General features: G+C 59.9%; 14 protein-coding genes and 1 pseudogene. 14 read left to right on the forward strand and 1 reads right to left on the reverse strand.

Annotated elements, in window-relative coordinates:
• Window positions 1-435 precede the first annotated feature (435 nt).
• The 8 genes and pseudogenes from CKW19_RS24005 to CKW19_RS24040 all read left to right on the forward strand — a co-directional run.
• On the forward strand, window positions 436-1,227 hold the full coding sequence (locus tag CKW19_RS24005) for an enoyl-CoA hydratase/isomerase family protein (protein ID WP_095060406.1): 792 nt from the start codon (window positions 436-438) through the stop codon (window positions 1,225-1,227).
• 81 nt (window positions 1,228-1,308) lie between these two features.
• Window positions 1,309-2,469 carry an acyl-CoA dehydrogenase family protein gene (locus tag CKW19_RS24010; protein ID WP_095060408.1) on the forward strand — a complete coding sequence of 387 codons (1,161 nt, stop codon included), beginning with the start codon at window positions 1,309-1,311 and terminating at the stop codon, window positions 2,467-2,469.
• A gap of 18 nt (window positions 2,470-2,487) precedes the next feature.
• On the forward strand, window positions 2,488-4,587 hold the full coding sequence (locus CKW19_RS24015) for an acetate--CoA ligase family protein (RefSeq protein WP_095060410.1): 2,100 nt from the start codon (window positions 2,488-2,490) through the stop codon (window positions 4,585-4,587).
• A gap of 10 nt (window positions 4,588-4,597) precedes the next feature.
• On the forward strand, window positions 4,598-6,205 hold the full coding sequence (locus tag CKW19_RS24020; RefSeq protein WP_095060412.1) for a 5-guanidino-2-oxopentanoate decarboxylase: 1,608 nt from the start codon (window positions 4,598-4,600) through the stop codon (window positions 6,203-6,205).
• A gap of 24 nt (window positions 6,206-6,229) precedes the next feature.
• Window positions 6,230-7,420 (forward strand): pyridoxal phosphate-dependent aminotransferase, encoded by a 1,191-nt coding sequence (locus CKW19_RS24025; RefSeq protein WP_095060414.1) that lies wholly within the window; start codon window positions 6,230-6,232, stop codon window positions 7,418-7,420.
• Window positions 7,413-8,828, forward strand: a complete 1,416-nt coding sequence (locus CKW19_RS24030; protein ID WP_095060416.1) for an aldehyde dehydrogenase family protein — start codon at window positions 7,413-7,415, stop codon at window positions 8,826-8,828. The genes CKW19_RS24025 and CKW19_RS24030 overlap by 8 nt, the downstream gene beginning before the upstream one ends.
• An 87-nt stretch (window positions 8,829-8,915) precedes the next feature.
• Window positions 8,916-9,614: an NAD(P)H-dependent oxidoreductase gene (locus CKW19_RS24035; protein ID WP_095060418.1), complete on the forward strand. Its 699-nt coding sequence runs from the start codon at window positions 8,916-8,918 to the stop codon at window positions 9,612-9,614.
• Between the two features lie 64 nt (window positions 9,615-9,678).
• Window positions 9,679-9,849 (forward strand): annotated as a pseudogene (locus CKW19_RS24040) (transposase domain-containing protein); the annotation flags it as partial.
• Here the strand turns inward: CKW19_RS24040 and CKW19_RS24045 are convergent.
• The gene (locus CKW19_RS24045) at window positions 9,850-10,938 is read right to left on the reverse strand and encodes an RHS repeat-associated core domain-containing protein (protein WP_095060420.1); all 1,089 of its coding nucleotides are present in this window, start codon (window positions 10,936-10,938) and stop codon (window positions 9,850-9,852) included.
• Between the two features lie 288 nt (window positions 10,939-11,226).
• Here CKW19_RS24045 and CKW19_RS24050 point away from each other — a divergent pair, with 288 nt between their 5' ends.
• The 6 genes from CKW19_RS24050 (at window position 11,227) to CKW19_RS24070 (ending at window position 15,462) form a co-directional block, all read left to right on the forward strand.
• On the forward strand, window positions 11,227-11,682 hold the full coding sequence (locus tag CKW19_RS24050; RefSeq protein ID WP_095060422.1) for a YMGG-like glycine zipper-containing protein: 456 nt from the start codon (window positions 11,227-11,229) through the stop codon (window positions 11,680-11,682).
• A gap of 1,160 nt (window positions 11,683-12,842) precedes the next feature.
• Window positions 12,843-13,172, forward strand: a complete 330-nt coding sequence (locus tag CKW19_RS24055; RefSeq protein ID WP_095060423.1) for a DUF6124 family protein — start codon at window positions 12,843-12,845, stop codon at window positions 13,170-13,172.
• A 43-nt stretch (window positions 13,173-13,215) separates the two neighbouring features.
• Complete coding sequence (locus tag CKW19_RS28775) at window positions 13,216-13,386, forward strand: hypothetical protein (RefSeq protein ID WP_159953411.1); 171 nt, start codon at window positions 13,216-13,218, stop codon at window positions 13,384-13,386.
• Window positions 13,387-13,480: 94 nt separating this feature from the next.
• Window positions 13,481-13,981: a GNAT family N-acetyltransferase gene (locus CKW19_RS24060; protein WP_095060425.1), complete on the forward strand. Its 501-nt coding sequence runs from the start codon at window positions 13,481-13,483 to the stop codon at window positions 13,979-13,981.
• A gap of 118 nt (window positions 13,982-14,099) precedes the next feature.
• Entirely contained in the window at window positions 14,100-14,969 is an 870-nt protein-coding gene (locus tag CKW19_RS24065) for a transcriptional regulator (protein WP_095060428.1), read from the forward strand.
• Window positions 14,962-15,462 (forward strand): hypothetical protein, encoded by a 501-nt coding sequence (locus CKW19_RS24070; RefSeq protein ID WP_095060430.1) that lies wholly within the window; start codon window positions 14,962-14,964, stop codon window positions 15,460-15,462. Before CKW19_RS24065 ends, CKW19_RS24070 begins: the two co-directional genes overlap by 8 nt.
• Window positions 15,463-15,467 lie beyond the last annotated feature (5 nt).

A 15,467-nucleotide genomic window follows, 5' to 3' on the forward strand; every position in this document is an offset into this window, starting at 1 on the left:
CAATGTTGGCCAGAAGCCAAAGATGGCTTCCTCGAATAGGCCTTATACATAGATGCAACCGGGTAGCAGTGTTTAAAAAGCAGGTAGACAGTGGGGGCGAGTCCATACATAGGAGCGAGCCTGCTCGTGATGGTCGTCAACGATAACGCGGGCTGTCTGGTTTCCCACGGTGGTCTTACGTCCCTCGCGAGCATGCTCGCTCCTATAGGGGGTTGTGGGAGGGAAGGACCGCGTGTCACCAGTTGTTCGAAGTTGTAACGGCGCCTGCGCTCCATGCGCGCCATTTTTAAAATAATTCAATAAAACCAATGTGTTATAGATTTTTTGAGCCTGTTACAGCTCATCTCTTCACCGATTGCCGCCTTACTGAACACTCGTTTAGTATGGCCTCAAGTCGCATCACCTCAGACCAATCAAAATAATTCGAGGATCCCCATGACTACTCAATCGTCGCTGCTCAGCCAGGTCGAAGCAGGCGTTGCCTGGATCACCCTTAATCGAACTGCCCAGCGCAACGCGCTCGATATTCCGACCCTGAAAAACCTTCACGCGCTGCTCGATGGTTTCAACGCCGACCCGGCCGTTCGCGTAGTCGTGTTGACCGGCAGCGGCCGCAGCTTCTGCGCCGGCGCCGACCTTGATGAATGGGCCGACGCCGAAGCCCGTGGCGCGCTGGAAACCTACGGCTGGACCGAAACCGCCCACGCTCTGATGACCCGCCTGCACAGCCTGGAAAAACCGACCATCGCCGCCATCAACGGCACCGCCGTCGGCGCCGGGATGGACCTGACCCTGTGCTGCGACCTGCGCATCGCCGGGCAATCGGCACGCTTCAAGGCCGGCTACACCAGCATGGCCTACTCGCCAGACGCCGGTGCCAGTTGGCACCTGCCGCGTTTGATCGGCAGCGAACAGGCCAAGCGCCTGCTGTTCCTCGATGAATTGTGGGGCGCCGACCGTGCCTTGAATGCCGGACTGGTGAGCGAGGTCTGTGCCGACGATCAACTGCTGACGGTCACCAGCGAACTCGCCGCACGCCTGGCCAGCGGCCCGACCTTCGCCTTCGCCCAGACCAAAAAGCTCATGCGTGAAGGCGCCGAACGCAGCCTGCCGGAACAACTGCAAGCCGAGCTCGCCGCCGGCCTGCTCTGCGGTCGCAGCGAAGACGGCACCGAAGCCCTGCGCGCCGCCATGGAAAAACGCCCGGCACGCTTCATCGGCCGCTGACACGACCTGTAGGAGCTGGCTTGCCAGCGATCGCCTTCAGCCTCGCACACCATTCTTTGTGAACGAACAACAGGTAGCAGCATGAATTTCCAACTGACCCAAGAACAAGAAATGTTGGTGGACTCGGTACGCAGCTTCGTCGAGAAGGAACTGCTGCCTTACGAAGAAGAAGTCGACCGTGCCGACGAGGTTTCCCCGGAACTGGCTGCACAGATTCGCGGCAAGGCCATCGCCGCCGGTTTCTATGCCTTCAACATGCCCGAAGAAGTGGGCGGTGGCGGTCTGGACTACCTGTCCCAGGCGCTGATCGAACGTGAGCTGTCCAAAGTTTCCTGGGCGCTGCACGTGTTCGTTGCGCGGCCATCGAAGATCCTCATGGCCTGCACCGGCGACCAGATCAACGACTACCTGTTGCCGTGCATCCAGGGTGAAAAAATCGACTGTTTCGCGCTGACCGAACCGGGTGCCGGCTCCGACGCCAACGCGATCAAAACCCGCGCCGTGCGTGAGGGCGACGACTTCATCCTCAACGGCAGCAAGCACTTCATCAGCCATGCCGGTCACGCTGACTTCGCCATTGTCTTTGCGGTGACTGACACCTACGAACACAACGGCAAAAAGCGCAATGCCGTGACCTCGTTCCTGGTCGACCGCAACACCCCAGGCATGACCATTCGCCGTGGACCGAAGTGCGTGAGCAACCGTGGCTATCACACCTTCGAAATGTTCTTCGACGACTGCCGCGTGCCGGCCAGCAAAGTGCTGGGCGAAGTCGGCAAAGGTTGGGACGTGGCCAACGCTTGGTTGACCGCTGGACGGGTGATGGTCGCCGCCAACTGCGTCGGTCAGGCGCAACGTGCGTTGGACGTGTCGCTGCAATGGGCGGCGGATCGCAAGCAATTCGGCCAGCCGATTGGCACCTACCAAGGGGTGTCGTTCAAATTGGCCGACATGGCCACGCAAATCCGTGCCGCCGAACTGCTGACCCTGCACACCGCGTGGAAAATGGACCAAGGCACCATGACCGATGGCGAGGCCGGTATGGCCAAGCTGTTTGCCAGTGAAGTGCTGGGACGCGCCGCCGATGAAGCGGTGCAGATTTTTGGCGGCATGGGCCTGATGGATGAAGGTCCGGTGGAGCGCATCTGGCGCAACGCACGGATCGAACGGATCTGGGAAGGTACCTCGGAAATCCAGCGCCACATCATTTCCCGTGAATTGCTGCGTCCGCTGCTGCGCTGATTGGCCCGGAGAACTCCCATGTCGCAAACCATACGTGACAACCTCAAACGCATGCTCGCGCCGCAACACGTGGCGTTTGTCGGCGGCCGCAGCATGGCGCGCGCACTCAAGCGCTGTGCCGAGGGCGGCTACCAAGGGCAAATGTGGCTGGTCAATCCGCAGCACGACAACCTCGAAGGCGTGCCGTGCGTGCGCAGCATCGCGCAACTGCCGTGCGGGCCGGATGCGGTATTTATCGCCACCAACCGCGAACTGACGCTCACCTGCGTCGCCGAACTGGCCGCCATTGGTGCAGGCGGTGCGATCTGCTACGCCTCGGGTTTCGCCGAAACCGGCGCCGAGGGGCAGGCACTGCAACAAAAGCTGCTGGAAGCCGCCGGCGACATGGCCTTGCTCGGCCCCAACTGCTACGGCCTGCTCGACTACCTGCACAGTTCCGCGCTGTGGCCGGTGGCCCATGGCGGCAAAGCGGTGGAGAAGGGCGTCGCGGTGCTGACCCAGAGCGGCAATTTCGCCTACAACCTGTCCATGAGCGACCGCTCGCTGCCGGTGGCCTACATGGCGTCGGTTGGCAATCAGGCGCAACTGGGCGTGGCCGAATTGATGGACGTGTTGCTCGACGAACCGCGCGTCACCGCCATCGGCCTGCATCTGGAAGGTCTGAAGAACGTGCCGGGTTTTGCCCGCGCCGCGCACAAGGCCCTGGAGAAGGGCATCCCGATCATCGCGCTGAAAACCGGCGTGTCGCAGATCGGTGCCGAACTGGCCCTGAGTCACACCAGCTCCTTGTCCGGCTCCGATGCGCTGTACGACGCACTGTTCGACCGTCTCGGCGTGATCCGTGTCAGCGGCCCGGTGAGTTTTGTCGAAACCCTGAAAGCGGCGGCGTGCGGCAACTTGCCGGCGGGCAATCGCCTGATCGCGCTGGCCTGTTCCGGTGGCGATGCGGGACTGATCGCAGATTACGCCGAACGCAATGAGCTGGACCTGCCGAAACTCGACAACGGCCAGGTCGGCGAACTCGCACAAGTGCTGCCGACCTACGCCAACCTGGTCAACCCGCTGGATTTCACCACGGCGATCTGGGGCGATGGCGAAGCCTTGAACCGCATGCTCGACAGCGCCCTGCGTACCGAAGCGGACGCCGCAATGCTGGTGCTCGACTACCCGTCCGAGTTCACCGGCGAGCGCAAGGAATGCGACCTGCTGCTGGAGCTTTACTGCGCGGCACTGCAACGCCACGGCAAGACCGGTTTTGTCACCTCGGCCTTCCCTGAATTGCTGCCGGTCCATGCCCGTGAGCGCCTGCATGCGCAAGGTGTGGCGGCGTTGCAAGGTGTTGAAGACGGCTTGGCAGCATGGGGTCGCATCGCGGGCTATCAGCGTAATCGTCAGGCGTTACTGGCCTTGGGCGAATCGACGTTGGTGCCGCTGTGCCCGCAAGCGCTGCACGGCGAAGGGCAATTGCTCAATGAATGGGATTCCAAACAGGCGTTAAAAGCCTTTGGCCTGCCAACGCCCAACGGCGTTCTGAGCTCGGTACTTAACGCGCCCAAAGACGCCGAATCGCTGGGCTATCCGCTGGTGTTGAAAGCGGTCAGCGCCCAATTGCCACACAAGACCGAGGCCGGTGCCGTGGCGCTGAACCTCAAGGACGGCGCCGCAATAAGCGCTGCGCTTGAAAAAATGACGGCCAGCATTGCCGCATACGCGCCGGGCATGCCGTTCGATCAAGTGTTGCTGGAACCGATGGCCAAGCCGCCACTGGCTGAACTGATCGTCGGCATCAAACGCGAAGACGATTTTGGCCTGGCGTTGGTGATTGGCGCAGGCGGCATTCTGGTGGAACTGCTCAAGGACAGTCGCAGCCTGTTGCTGCCGACCACCGACGGCGCGATCCGCAATGCCGTGCTCAGCCTGCGCAGTGCGCCGTTGCTGCAAGGTTTCCGGGGTCGCGAATCTGCTGACCTGGACGCCTTGGTGATCGCCATCCGCGCAGTCGCCGACTACGCCTGCGAAAACGCCGCGCACCTGCTGGAACTCGATGTGAACCCATTGTTGGTCGGTGCCCAGGGCACGACTGCGGTCGACGCGTTGATTCGCCTCGGCCATGCGTGAGGACATGAATATGCAAAGCAAAACCTTGACCGGTGGCCAGGCGTTGGTGCGTCTGCTGGCCAATTACGGCGTCGATACCGTGTTCGGTATTCCCGGCGTGCACACCCTGGAGCTGTACCGCGGCTTACCCGGCAGCGGCATTCGCCACGTGCTGACCCGCCATGAACAGGGCGCCAGCTTCATGGCCGACGGCTATGCGCGGGTCAGCGGCAAGCCCGGCGTGTGCTTCATCATCACCGGCCCCGGCGTGACCAACGCCGCCACCGGCATTGGCCAGGCCTATGCCGATTCGATTCCGATGCTGGTGATTTCCAGCGTCAACCACAGCGCCAGCCTGGGCAAGGGCTGGGGCAGCCTGCACGAGTGTCAGGACCAGCGTGCGATGACCGCGCCGATCACCGCGTTCTCTGCCGTGGCGTTGACCGCTGAAGACCTGCCGGAACTGATCGCCCGTGCTTACGCGGTGTTCGACAGCGAGCGTCCGCGCCCGGTGCACATCTCGGTGCCGCTGGACGTATTGTCGGCGCCGATTGCCCGTGACTGGAGCCATGAAGTGGTGCGTCGTCCGGGTCGCGGCCCGGCTTCTTCCACGGCACTGGATCAAGCCGTGGCCAAACTCAACGCTGCCAAACGCCCGATGATCATCGCCGGTGGTGGTGCGCTGAATGCGACTTCTGAACTGCAAGAAATCAGCACCCGTCTCGCCGCGCCACTGTTCACCAGTGTCGCCGGCAAAGGCCTGATGTCACCGGATGCGCCGTTGAGCGCCGGTTCATCACTGTGCGTAGAACCCGGCTGGAACCTGATCGCCGAGGCCGATGTGGTGCTGGCGGTCGGCACCGAAATGGCCGACACCGATTACTGGCGCGAACGCCTGCCACTGAACGCCGAACTGCTGCGCGTCGACATCGACCCGCGCAAGTTCAATGACTTCTACCCGTGTGCGGTTGCCTTGCACGGCGACGCACAACAAACCCTCAGTGGTCTGCTTGAGCGTCTGCCGTCCGAGGTACGCGATGCCAGCGCTGCGATAGCCTCGGTCGCCGCTCTGCGTGAAGCGGTCAAGGCCAGCCATGGCCCGTTGCAGTCGATCCATCAATCGATTCTCGACCGTATCGCTGCCGAGCTGCCGGATAACGCGTTCATCAGCACCGACATGACCCAACTGGCCTACACCGGCAACTACGCCTTCGACAGCCTGGCCATCCGCAGCTGGTTGCACCCGACCGGCTACGGCACGTTGGGTTACGGCCTGCCGGCAGGCATCGGCGCCAAGTTTGGCGCACCGCAACGGCCGGGTCTGGTGCTGGTGGGCGACGGTGGTTTCCTCTACACCGCCCAGGAACTGGCCACGGCTGTCGAGGAGCTGGACAGCCCGCTGGTGGTGCTGCTGTGGAACAACGACGCGCTGGGGCAAATCCGCGACGACATGATCGGCCTGGATATCGAGCCCATTGGCGTACTGCCGCGCAACCCGGACTTTGCTGCCCTCGGCCGCGCTTTCGGTTGCACCGTGACCCAGCCACAAAGCCTCGCCGAGTTGCAAACCGACTTGCGCCACGGCTTCAAACGCAACGGCGTGACGCTGATTGAACTCAAGCATGCCTGTGCGCATTGATCTGCATTTCAAGGGGATGAAGCCATGCGCTTTTCCGATCTGACTCAACGAATCGCCGGTGACGGCGCCGCCGCGTGGGAGATTCACTACCGCGCCCTGGCGCTGCGTGAGCAAGGCGAAGACATTCTGCTGTTGTCCGTGGGCGATCCGGATTTCGACACGCCGCAGCCGATCGTGCAGGGCGCTATCGACAGCCTGCTGAATGGCAACACCCATTACGCCGAGGTGCGCGGCAAGCGCGCCCTGCGTGAAGCCATCGCCAAACGTCACCAGCAACGCAGCGGCCAAACCGTCTCGGCCGATCAGGTCACCGTGCTGGCCGGGGCGCAGTGCGCGCTGTTCAGCGTGGCCCAATGCGTGCTGAACCCGGGCGACGAAGTGATCGTCGCCGAGCCGATGTACGTCACCTACGAAGCGGTGTTCGGTGCTTGCGGCGCGGTGGTGGTGCCGGTGCCGGTGCGTTCGGAAAACGGTTTTCGCGTGCTGCCCGAGGACGTCGCGGCGCGCATCACGCCACGGACCCGGGCGCTGGCCTTGAACAGCCCGCACAACCCGTCCGGCGCGAGCCTGCCGCGCAGCACGTGGCAATCCTTGGCCGAGCTGTGCATCGCCCACGACCTGTGGCTGATTTCCGATGAGGTCTACAGCGAACTGCTGTTTGAAGGCGAGCACATCAGCCCGGCGAGCCTGCCGGGTATGGCCGAGCGCACAGCGACCCTCAACAGCCTGTCGAAATCCCACGCCATGACCGGCTGGCGCGTCGGTTGGGTGGTGGCGCCGCCATCCCTGGCCGCGCATCTGGAAAACCTCGCGCTGTGCATGCTGTACGGCTCGCCGGATTTCATTCAGGACGCCGCCGTCATTGCGCTGGAAAACGACCTGCCGGAACTGAACACCATGCGCGAAGCCTATCGCCAGCGCCGCGATCTGGTGTGCGACAGCCTGGCCGATTGCCCAGGCTTACGCGCCCTGAAACCCGATGGCGGAATGTTCGTGATGGTCGATATCCGCGAAACCGGGCTCAGTGCCCAAGCGTTTGCCGACCGCTTGCTGGATCGTCACGGCGTGTCGGTCCTGGCGGGCGAAGCCTTCGGGCCGAGCGCGGCGGGGCATATACGCCTTGGCCTGGTGGTCGGCGCCGAACCGCTGCGCGATGCCTGCCAGCGTATTGCCCGTTGTGCTGAAGAACTGATGGAGGCGTTGGTCGATGCTTGATCACAAGGCACTGTTTATTAATGGCCGCTGGCAAAAACCGTCGGGGCAGGGTGTCGCCGAGGTGATCAACCCGGCCACCGAAGAAGTCTGCGGCAGTGTTCCGCTGGGGGACGAACTCGACGTCGAAAACGCCGTGGCGGCTGCACGTCGGGCGTTCGATTCATGGTCACGCACGCCGTCCAGCGAGCGGGCCGGCTACATCCGCGCTCTGGCCGATCAACTGCGCAAGCGCGCCGATGAGATGGCCGCAGTCATCACCACGGAACTGGGCATGCCGGTGCAATGGTGCCGCTCGGTGCAGGTCGACGGACCGATCGCTGGCCTTGAGCAATACGTCGAACTCGCCGGGTTGATGGACGAAGTGCGCGAAGTCGGTAACTCGCTGGTGATCCGCGAAGCGGTCGGTGTCTGCGCATTCATCAATCCGTGGAATTACCCGCTGCATCAGTTGATCGGCAAACTCGCGCCAGCACTCGCCGCCGGTTGCACGGTGGTGGTCAAGCCGAGCCAGGAAACGCCCCTGCACGCGTTCCTGCTGGCACAGATGATCGAAGACATCGGCCTGCCGGCCGGGGTTTTCAACCTGGTGAGCGGGCCGGGTTCGAAAGTCGGTGAAGCCTTGGCCAAACACCCGGACGTGGACATGGTGTCGTTTACCGGTTCGACCGGCGCAGGCGTGCGGGTTGCGCAAGCGGCGGCGCCTTCGGTCAAGCGTGTGTGCCTGGAACTGGGTGGCAAGTCGGCGCTGCTGATTGCCGAGGATGCGGACCTGGCTGCCGCTGTGCGCTACGGCGTGCAGGACGTGATGATCAACTCCGGCCAGACCTGCACGGCGTTGACCCGCATGCTGTTGCCGGCCAGTCGTTATGCCGAAGCCGTGGAACTGGCACTCGAAGAAACCCTCCGCTTGCGCATGGGCGATCCCCTCGACCCACACAGCTTTCTCGGGCCGATGTGCTCGGCCGGGCAAAAACGCACGGTGCTTGACTACATCAAGGTCGGCCAGGAGGAAGGTGCGCGGCTGCTGTGTGGCGGTGATGCCGCGCCTGCATTCGAGCGCGGCTTCTATGTCAGCCCGACGCTGTTCGCCGACGTCGACAACCGCATGCGCATCGCCCAGGAAGAAATCTTCGGCCCGGTGCTGTGCCTGATTCCCTACAACGATGAGGCGCAAGCGGTCCAGATCGCCAACGACTCACCGTTCGGCTTGTCCAGCGGTGTCTGGGCCGGCAGCCCTGAGCGCGCCTTGCAACTGGGGCGTCAGCTGCGCGCCGGTCAGTGTTTCCTCAATGGTGCGGCGTTCAATTATCACGCGCCGTTCGGTGGCTACAAACAGTCGGGTAACGGGCGAGAATGGGGCGAGGAGGGGCTGAACGAGTTCGTCGAAGTGAAGGCGATTCAGGTGTGACGGTTGTCGATTCAAACCGTTCATTACCCACGATATCGCTACTCCACACCTTCAACCGATACGCTGGAACAATGCTAAGGAACCCCCATGAAAGTACTGATCGTCCACGCCCATCCGGAGCCGCAATCTTTCACCGCAGCCTTGCGTGACCAGGCCGTCGCCACCCTCGAAGCCCAGGGCCACGAAGTGCAGGTCAGCGACCTGTACAAAATGAACTGGAACCCGGTGGCCAGCGACGCCGACTTCTCCAACCGGGAAAATCCGGAATACCTGGTCTATGCCCTGGAACAACGCCTGGGCGTGAAAAGCCAGTCGCTCGCGGCAGACATCCAGGCCGAACTCGACAAACTGCTGTGGGCCGACCTGCTGATCCTCAACTTCCCGATCTTCTGGTTCTCCGCCCCGGCCATGCTCAAGGGCTGGATCGATCGGGTGCTGGTGTCGGGCATTTGCTACGGCGGCAAGCGCTTTTACGATCAGGGCGGGTTGGCGGGGAAGAAGGCGCTGGTGACCGTCACGTTGGGCGGGCGTGAGCATATGTTCGGCGAAGGCGCGATTCATGGGCCGCTGGAGGATATGTTGCGGCCGATTTTGCGTGGGACGCTGGCTTATGTGGGGTTTGAGGTGCTGCAACCGTTTGTGGCTTGGCATGTGCCGTATATCAGTGAAGACGCGCGGCAGCAGTTTTTGGTTGAGTATGGGCAACGGTTGCAGCATTTGAGTGATGAGCAGGTGTTGGTGTTTCCGAAGTTGGCGGAGTTTGATGAACAGTTGTATCCCCTGTGAAGGTTTGATTTTTATTGACCTGGTCTTGCAAAGCTAAAGGGCGAGCTTGCTCGCTCGACTCACCGGCTCGCTACGCAGCGGAAAACGGGCTGCGGCGATCATGAGCTTGATTCAGTCTGCGCGGCTGAATGGTCATGACCCGTATGCTTATCTAAAGGATGTTCTCACGCGCTTGCCGACACAGCGGGCGAGTGAAATAGAGCAGTTGCTTCCGCATAAGTGGCAGCCGGGTTAATTACGCAAAGCGTGATGCCCGGACGCATACGTTGAAGTGCTCGTCTCTAATTCGAACCATCGCTTCGTAGTAACCAGCACGATCAGTGTCAATGAATGTAAGAAGTTCCTTTTTATATACTTTGGCCGTGTTTTGGGATGGACGGTCAATTAACGGCAACCTTGGGTCGAATATCCCATCGACCATGTCTTCTAGTTTTTCGATAGAGAACTCCAGTCCGGAGCTATCAAACTCACTCTGGTTTGCCTTTATGCTATTTAGTAATTTTAGTCGATCATTTTGTTCTGGTCTGATTCCCAATAATTTATAATCCATATCAGCTTTCGTTTGTGCAATTTTAATTTCGCTAAGATATCTGGAGTTTTTTGAGAAGATATTGTCCATTACGCGCGACAGAGTTGCTATTTGTGTTCGGGCGCTTACAGCTTGTTTTCCTGTTATATTTGAATTTAAAGTCATCTTTTCCCAGCCTATGAAGATCGTTCTCGTGCGCTGTACTGCCCTTGCTCCTGCTCTATATTTCCAGAATATAAATTTTGCCACTGAGGATATGCGAAGATGCCCATTGGGATCAAAGAAGTTGACGGGGTCACCTAAGCAGTAAGCATACGAATTAAATCCTCCCTTCCCAAACGGGCTCCAACTATCCGGGCTATTAAACCGCATCAAAACCGGATTAAACGCCCGATACCCATTCCCCAACAAATAACACCCCGTCACCGGATCCCATCGTTCACCGTTGAAGCCCAGCAAACTGGTCAAACCGCTTTCAGCAGGATGATGTCCGTAGGGGGAATAGGCGATGGGTTGGCGTGGAGGGTTGGGTTTGATTGTTTGCAAGACCGAGCGTTGCATGTCTGTAGCTAGTAGCGTGGTGTCGAGCGCATCGCCTTGACGCTGTTGTTGCGCCAGCAACTGGTCGCCGGCCTGGACGATGGAGCGGCCAGTTGCCCCTTGTATTTCCGTCGCCAGGCGGCTTTTGCAGTAGAAGCGTTGGTGGACAGGCGTCCCTGACTGCATCTGTCCGATGAGGCGGTCTAATGGGTCATATCGATACTGGCAGAGCAAGGTGTTCGGTGAGGTAGGCATCGGTTGTGTTCCTGTCTTCCAATGTCTGGCGGTGCTTCAGTATCGGCCCGATTGTTAGGGGTGGGTACTAGCAGAACTGGTAGGTGGATCGTTTTAAGTTTTCGCGTATTGAGGCGCTGTAAACCCGTATTTCTGTATAGACGCCTGATCGACGGAGCGGAAGGTGAGCGGCAGTGAACTACACTTAATGGTTGTTTCACTTGATCGGCATGGCGACGCGTGTGGTCGCTTGCCGTTTGCCATTGAACCCAAGGCTTGCCCTGTGCGGCAGCCCTGTCGGAGCTCATCATGAAAAGGTTTTCACCGGTTAGCCTGTGCGTCGTATTGTCGATTTTGAGTGCCCCGGTATGGGCCCAGACGGTTGTGCCGTTGAAGGGGCAGAGTTCGCAGCAAACACAGACGGACATGACCGAATGCCAGAACATCGCCAACAGTCAGAGCGCCTCGACGACTTCTTCGTCGTCCGGTGGGCGGGCCAAGGGCGCGGCGGCGGGGGCGGCGGCAGGTGCCGTGGCATCGGGCGTGCGCAGCAATCAGCACGAGGAGTTTGATGATCGTGTGGACAGTGATGTGAAACAGGAAGTGCGCCAGGACCGGGCCAAGGAGACTGCGGCGGCCGGCATGGTTGTCGGTGGTTCGCGTCAACGTCAGGATCGCCGCGAAGAGGAGAAAACCTCGGCGGCCAATACCACGACGGCCTACAACAGTTGTCTGCAGGGCAAGGGGTATCAGATCAATCCTTGAGCTGACATTCACCCAACCCTCCTGTAGGAGCGAGCCTGCTCGCGATGGCGGTGGCACATGCAGTATTTATGTGTCTGACAGACCGCTATCGCGAGCAAGCTTGCTCCTACAGGTTTTTGTGTTTGCAGCTTTATATCGAGGACGGTCACCAACATCCCCTGTAGGAGCGAGCCTGCTCGCGATGGCGGCGGCACATTCAGTATTTATGTGTCTGATAGATCGCTATCGCGAGCAAGCTTGCTCCTACAGGTTTTTGTGTTTGCAGCTTTATATCGAGGACGGTCACCAACATCCCCTGTAGGAGCGAGCCTGCTCGCGATGGCGGCGGCACATTCAGTATTTATGTGTCTGATAGACCGCTATCGCGAGCAAGCTTGCTCCTACAGGTTTTTGTGTTTGCAGCTTTACATCGAGGAAGGTCACCAACATCCCCTGTAGGAGCGAGCCTGCTCGCGATGGCGGTGGCACATTCAGTATTTATGTGTCTGATAGATCGCTATCGCGAGCAAGCTTGCTCCTACAGGTTTTTGTGTTTGCAGCTTTTTATCGAGGACGGTCACCAACATCCCCTGTAGGAGCGAGCCTGCTCGCGATGGCGGTGGCACATTCAGTATTTATGTGTCTGACAGACCGCTATCGCGAGCAAGCTTGCTCCTACAGGTTTTTGTGTTTGCAGCTTTATATCGAGGACGGTCACCAACATCCCCTGTAGGAGCGAGCCTGCTCGCGATGGCGGTGGCACATGCAGTATTTATGTGTCTGATAGACCGCTATCGCGAGCAAGCTTGCTCCTACAGGTATATGTGATTGCAGGTTTGTTTAAGGGGGGTAGGGCGTTACTTCTCGCAAGCTACAGCAGCTTGCGTAGTTGCCTACAGCTACGCCAGAATCCGCCGGCTTGTGCGCCTTGGCGCCGGGTTTTATCGTTTGCCGGTCGCTGAAAAAACAGCAGCGATCGGGTTTGGTAGCCCGTCCCATATGGCGTATAGCGTCACCTAATGCAGCCGCTTTTCGGGGCTCTGTTTTATGGTGGCCATGCGCAGGGCGCCCTCGGGTGCGCCGGTTTTCCATGTGGCCGGTCTACCAACCTTCGTATGGCCACCACCTTACGTTTGGTAGCGAGGGTGAGGGCTCCGATAATCACATATGGAATTCCAACTATGTTCAAAGTCACCCCCAACCCCCCAGACACCGACCCCGCATCCCCCAACGAAACCACCAACAACACACTCGACTTGGGCGCCAGCATCATGGCCATCCCGCGTACGCTCAACTCCATGTTCATCGTCGACCCAACGCTTGATATCGAAACCCTGCTGGCCCATGCCTGCGAGTCGCTGGCGTCGGCCAATGTCATGACCATGGATCTGGCGGACCAGATCGACGGGCCCAGGCGCAACGCGCTGCTGGGCATCGCACAAGTGATCATGCTGGGAGAGTTGGCGGTGAACCGGGCGCTGGATCAGCTCGAACCGCCGGAGCGGCCCTGACAGCATTCGGCCGGGTTTGCGCCCGGCTGCGACGCTTTTGGTGATGACCTTATCGTTCATCGCATACGCGACGGGGCCGGGTTTGCTGGGGCAAGAGGGTTCCGGTGGGTACGCCGGTGATGTAAAAGTCAACGTTGGTTTGATCGACCACGACGGTCACGGTGCCGGTGAGGCTCGTCGCGATCAACAGTGCCGCATTGCCAACCTCCAGTAGAGGATCAATTGCGTGATGGCGTTATTGGGTATAGCGCATTAATGCAGCCCGGCGAGCCGATTAAATGCAGCCGCAAAAAATGGAGATGTGTTGAATGAAGTCATTTCGCGTTCGCGAGCTCAAACGTACCGATGTTGAGGCGCTGCTGGCGTTCGAAACGCATAACCGCGCATGGTTCGAATCGCATATCGATGCGCGCGACCTCGATTTTTACTCCGAGCAGGGTGTCGCCGAGCATATCGAAGGCTATTTGTCCGGGTTTGCAGTGGGCGCCTGGCACCCATTCGTTATCGAAGACGCCAACGAGCGGATAGTGGGCCGCGCCAATCTGAAGTGCATAAACGCACTGACGGGCCGCGCGGAAGTCGGTTATCGGATCGATCAGGGCGCATGCGGGCAGGGGCTTGCCACCCTGGCGCTTCGATATTTGATCCAGGAGGCCAAGGTACGCTGGCAACTAACGCAGCTGGTGGCTTACGTGTTTGAGGAAAATGTCGGCTCCAGAAAAGTGCTTGATCGATGCGGCTTCCTGCTTGAGCAACCTGCTTGTACCGACAAAACAGCGGGCGAGTGTCGATTCGTTCTGTCGATCTAAACGAAAGTGCTTCACCAAAGCTCAATCGATTGCCGTCAAATCCGGGACAACATTGCTAAAGACCGCAAAGCAGACTTGAATTACCAGACTGTTGAATTGCCAAGTATGGAAAGGCGCTATGGGCCTCGTGCTAATTGATAAACAACTGGTATTCGACGAAGACAATTTCCTCTTGTTTCGGCTTGATACCGCTGGTGAAGAGCCCTTGCGGGTAGGTGCAATCGCTAGCCGTTGCCTGGCGATGCTGCTCAGGTCCGGTGGTTCCGTGGTGCGCAAACGCGATCTGATGTCCGGGGCATGGGGCCAATACGGTTTGGAAGTGACCGACAACAGCCTGGCCCAGGTGGTCCGCCAGTTGCGGTTGGCGTTGGAGAAACTGCAACCTGATCGGGACTTCATCCAGACGCTGCCCCGCATCGGTTACAAGCTCTCGGATGGTGTGCGCGTCGAGGAGTGGCCGGGCCTGCCAATCGATAACGCGCATGCCGTTGAAAGCGCGATCCCCATTGATGCACCGCCGCTGGCAAGCCCGGTCGATCAGGCAGAAGAGGTGATTGCGTGCCCGTCGATGCCGCCGACACACGCCGCGGCCGACACCGATCCTGCGCCATCGCCCGTAAGTCCTGTGACACCGCAACGGCGTTGGGGCCTATGGCTCGCGTTGCCCGTGTGGGGCGCGTTGGCATTCCTGCTGGGCAACCTGGGATGGGGACTGTCCGTTGATGCGCCAGCGCCCGAATTCACTGCGCCCGTGACCATGGGGGACGTGCACGTGCATCGTTCGGCTCAAGACGTGCAAATTCTGGCAGCGCCCCATCTGCAACGGATGGTCGAGCACAGTCGAAAACTGGCGGAGTTGCTGGATCTCTCGGCGCAAAACATCCACCTGTACCTGTTACCGTCGCGTCGTGGGGCGGATCAGATCCTGTGCGATGGCGAACTGGAGAACGCCGACAGCCGCTGCATAGGCGTAAAACAAAATGACTAGACGCGCGGAAAATGCAGCGTGGTGCCTGGCCTTCGTGGTTCTGGGGCTGTTGGGTGTGGCGCTGGGCCGGTGGACAGCAGAGCGTGATGCGCGGCTGGACCTTTGGTGCACGGGGGAGAGCGCGCATGAAGCGTCTTCCGGCGTGCGTCCGGCCTGGTTGACGACGCGTTTCAGGCTGGATTTGAGCCCCGACGGGATCAGCCATATGCGCATGATCGCCCAATTGGTCGATGCCGAAACCGGGGCTGAAATCGGCACGATCCACCGCAACAGTGCCTTTGAAGTGGCTCAACAGAAGCAGCGCTTGCAGCTCAATGTGATGCGCGGTGCCAAGGGCGAAGCCGACAGCCCGATTGCTGATTTGTCAGGCAGGTTGAGCATGTTTATTTTTCGCCCCGACAGCAGCCTGAGCTACTGGGTGCGGTCGTTGTCGCAGACGCGTTACCTGTTCGATGATGGCAATGACATGTTCATCTTATGCTCGAAAAGGTAACGCAT

The sequence above is a fragment of the Pseudomonas sp. Irchel s3f7 genome, assembly GCF_900187615.1.
GTDB lineage: Bacteria > Pseudomonadota > Gammaproteobacteria > Pseudomonadales > Pseudomonadaceae > Aquipseudomonas.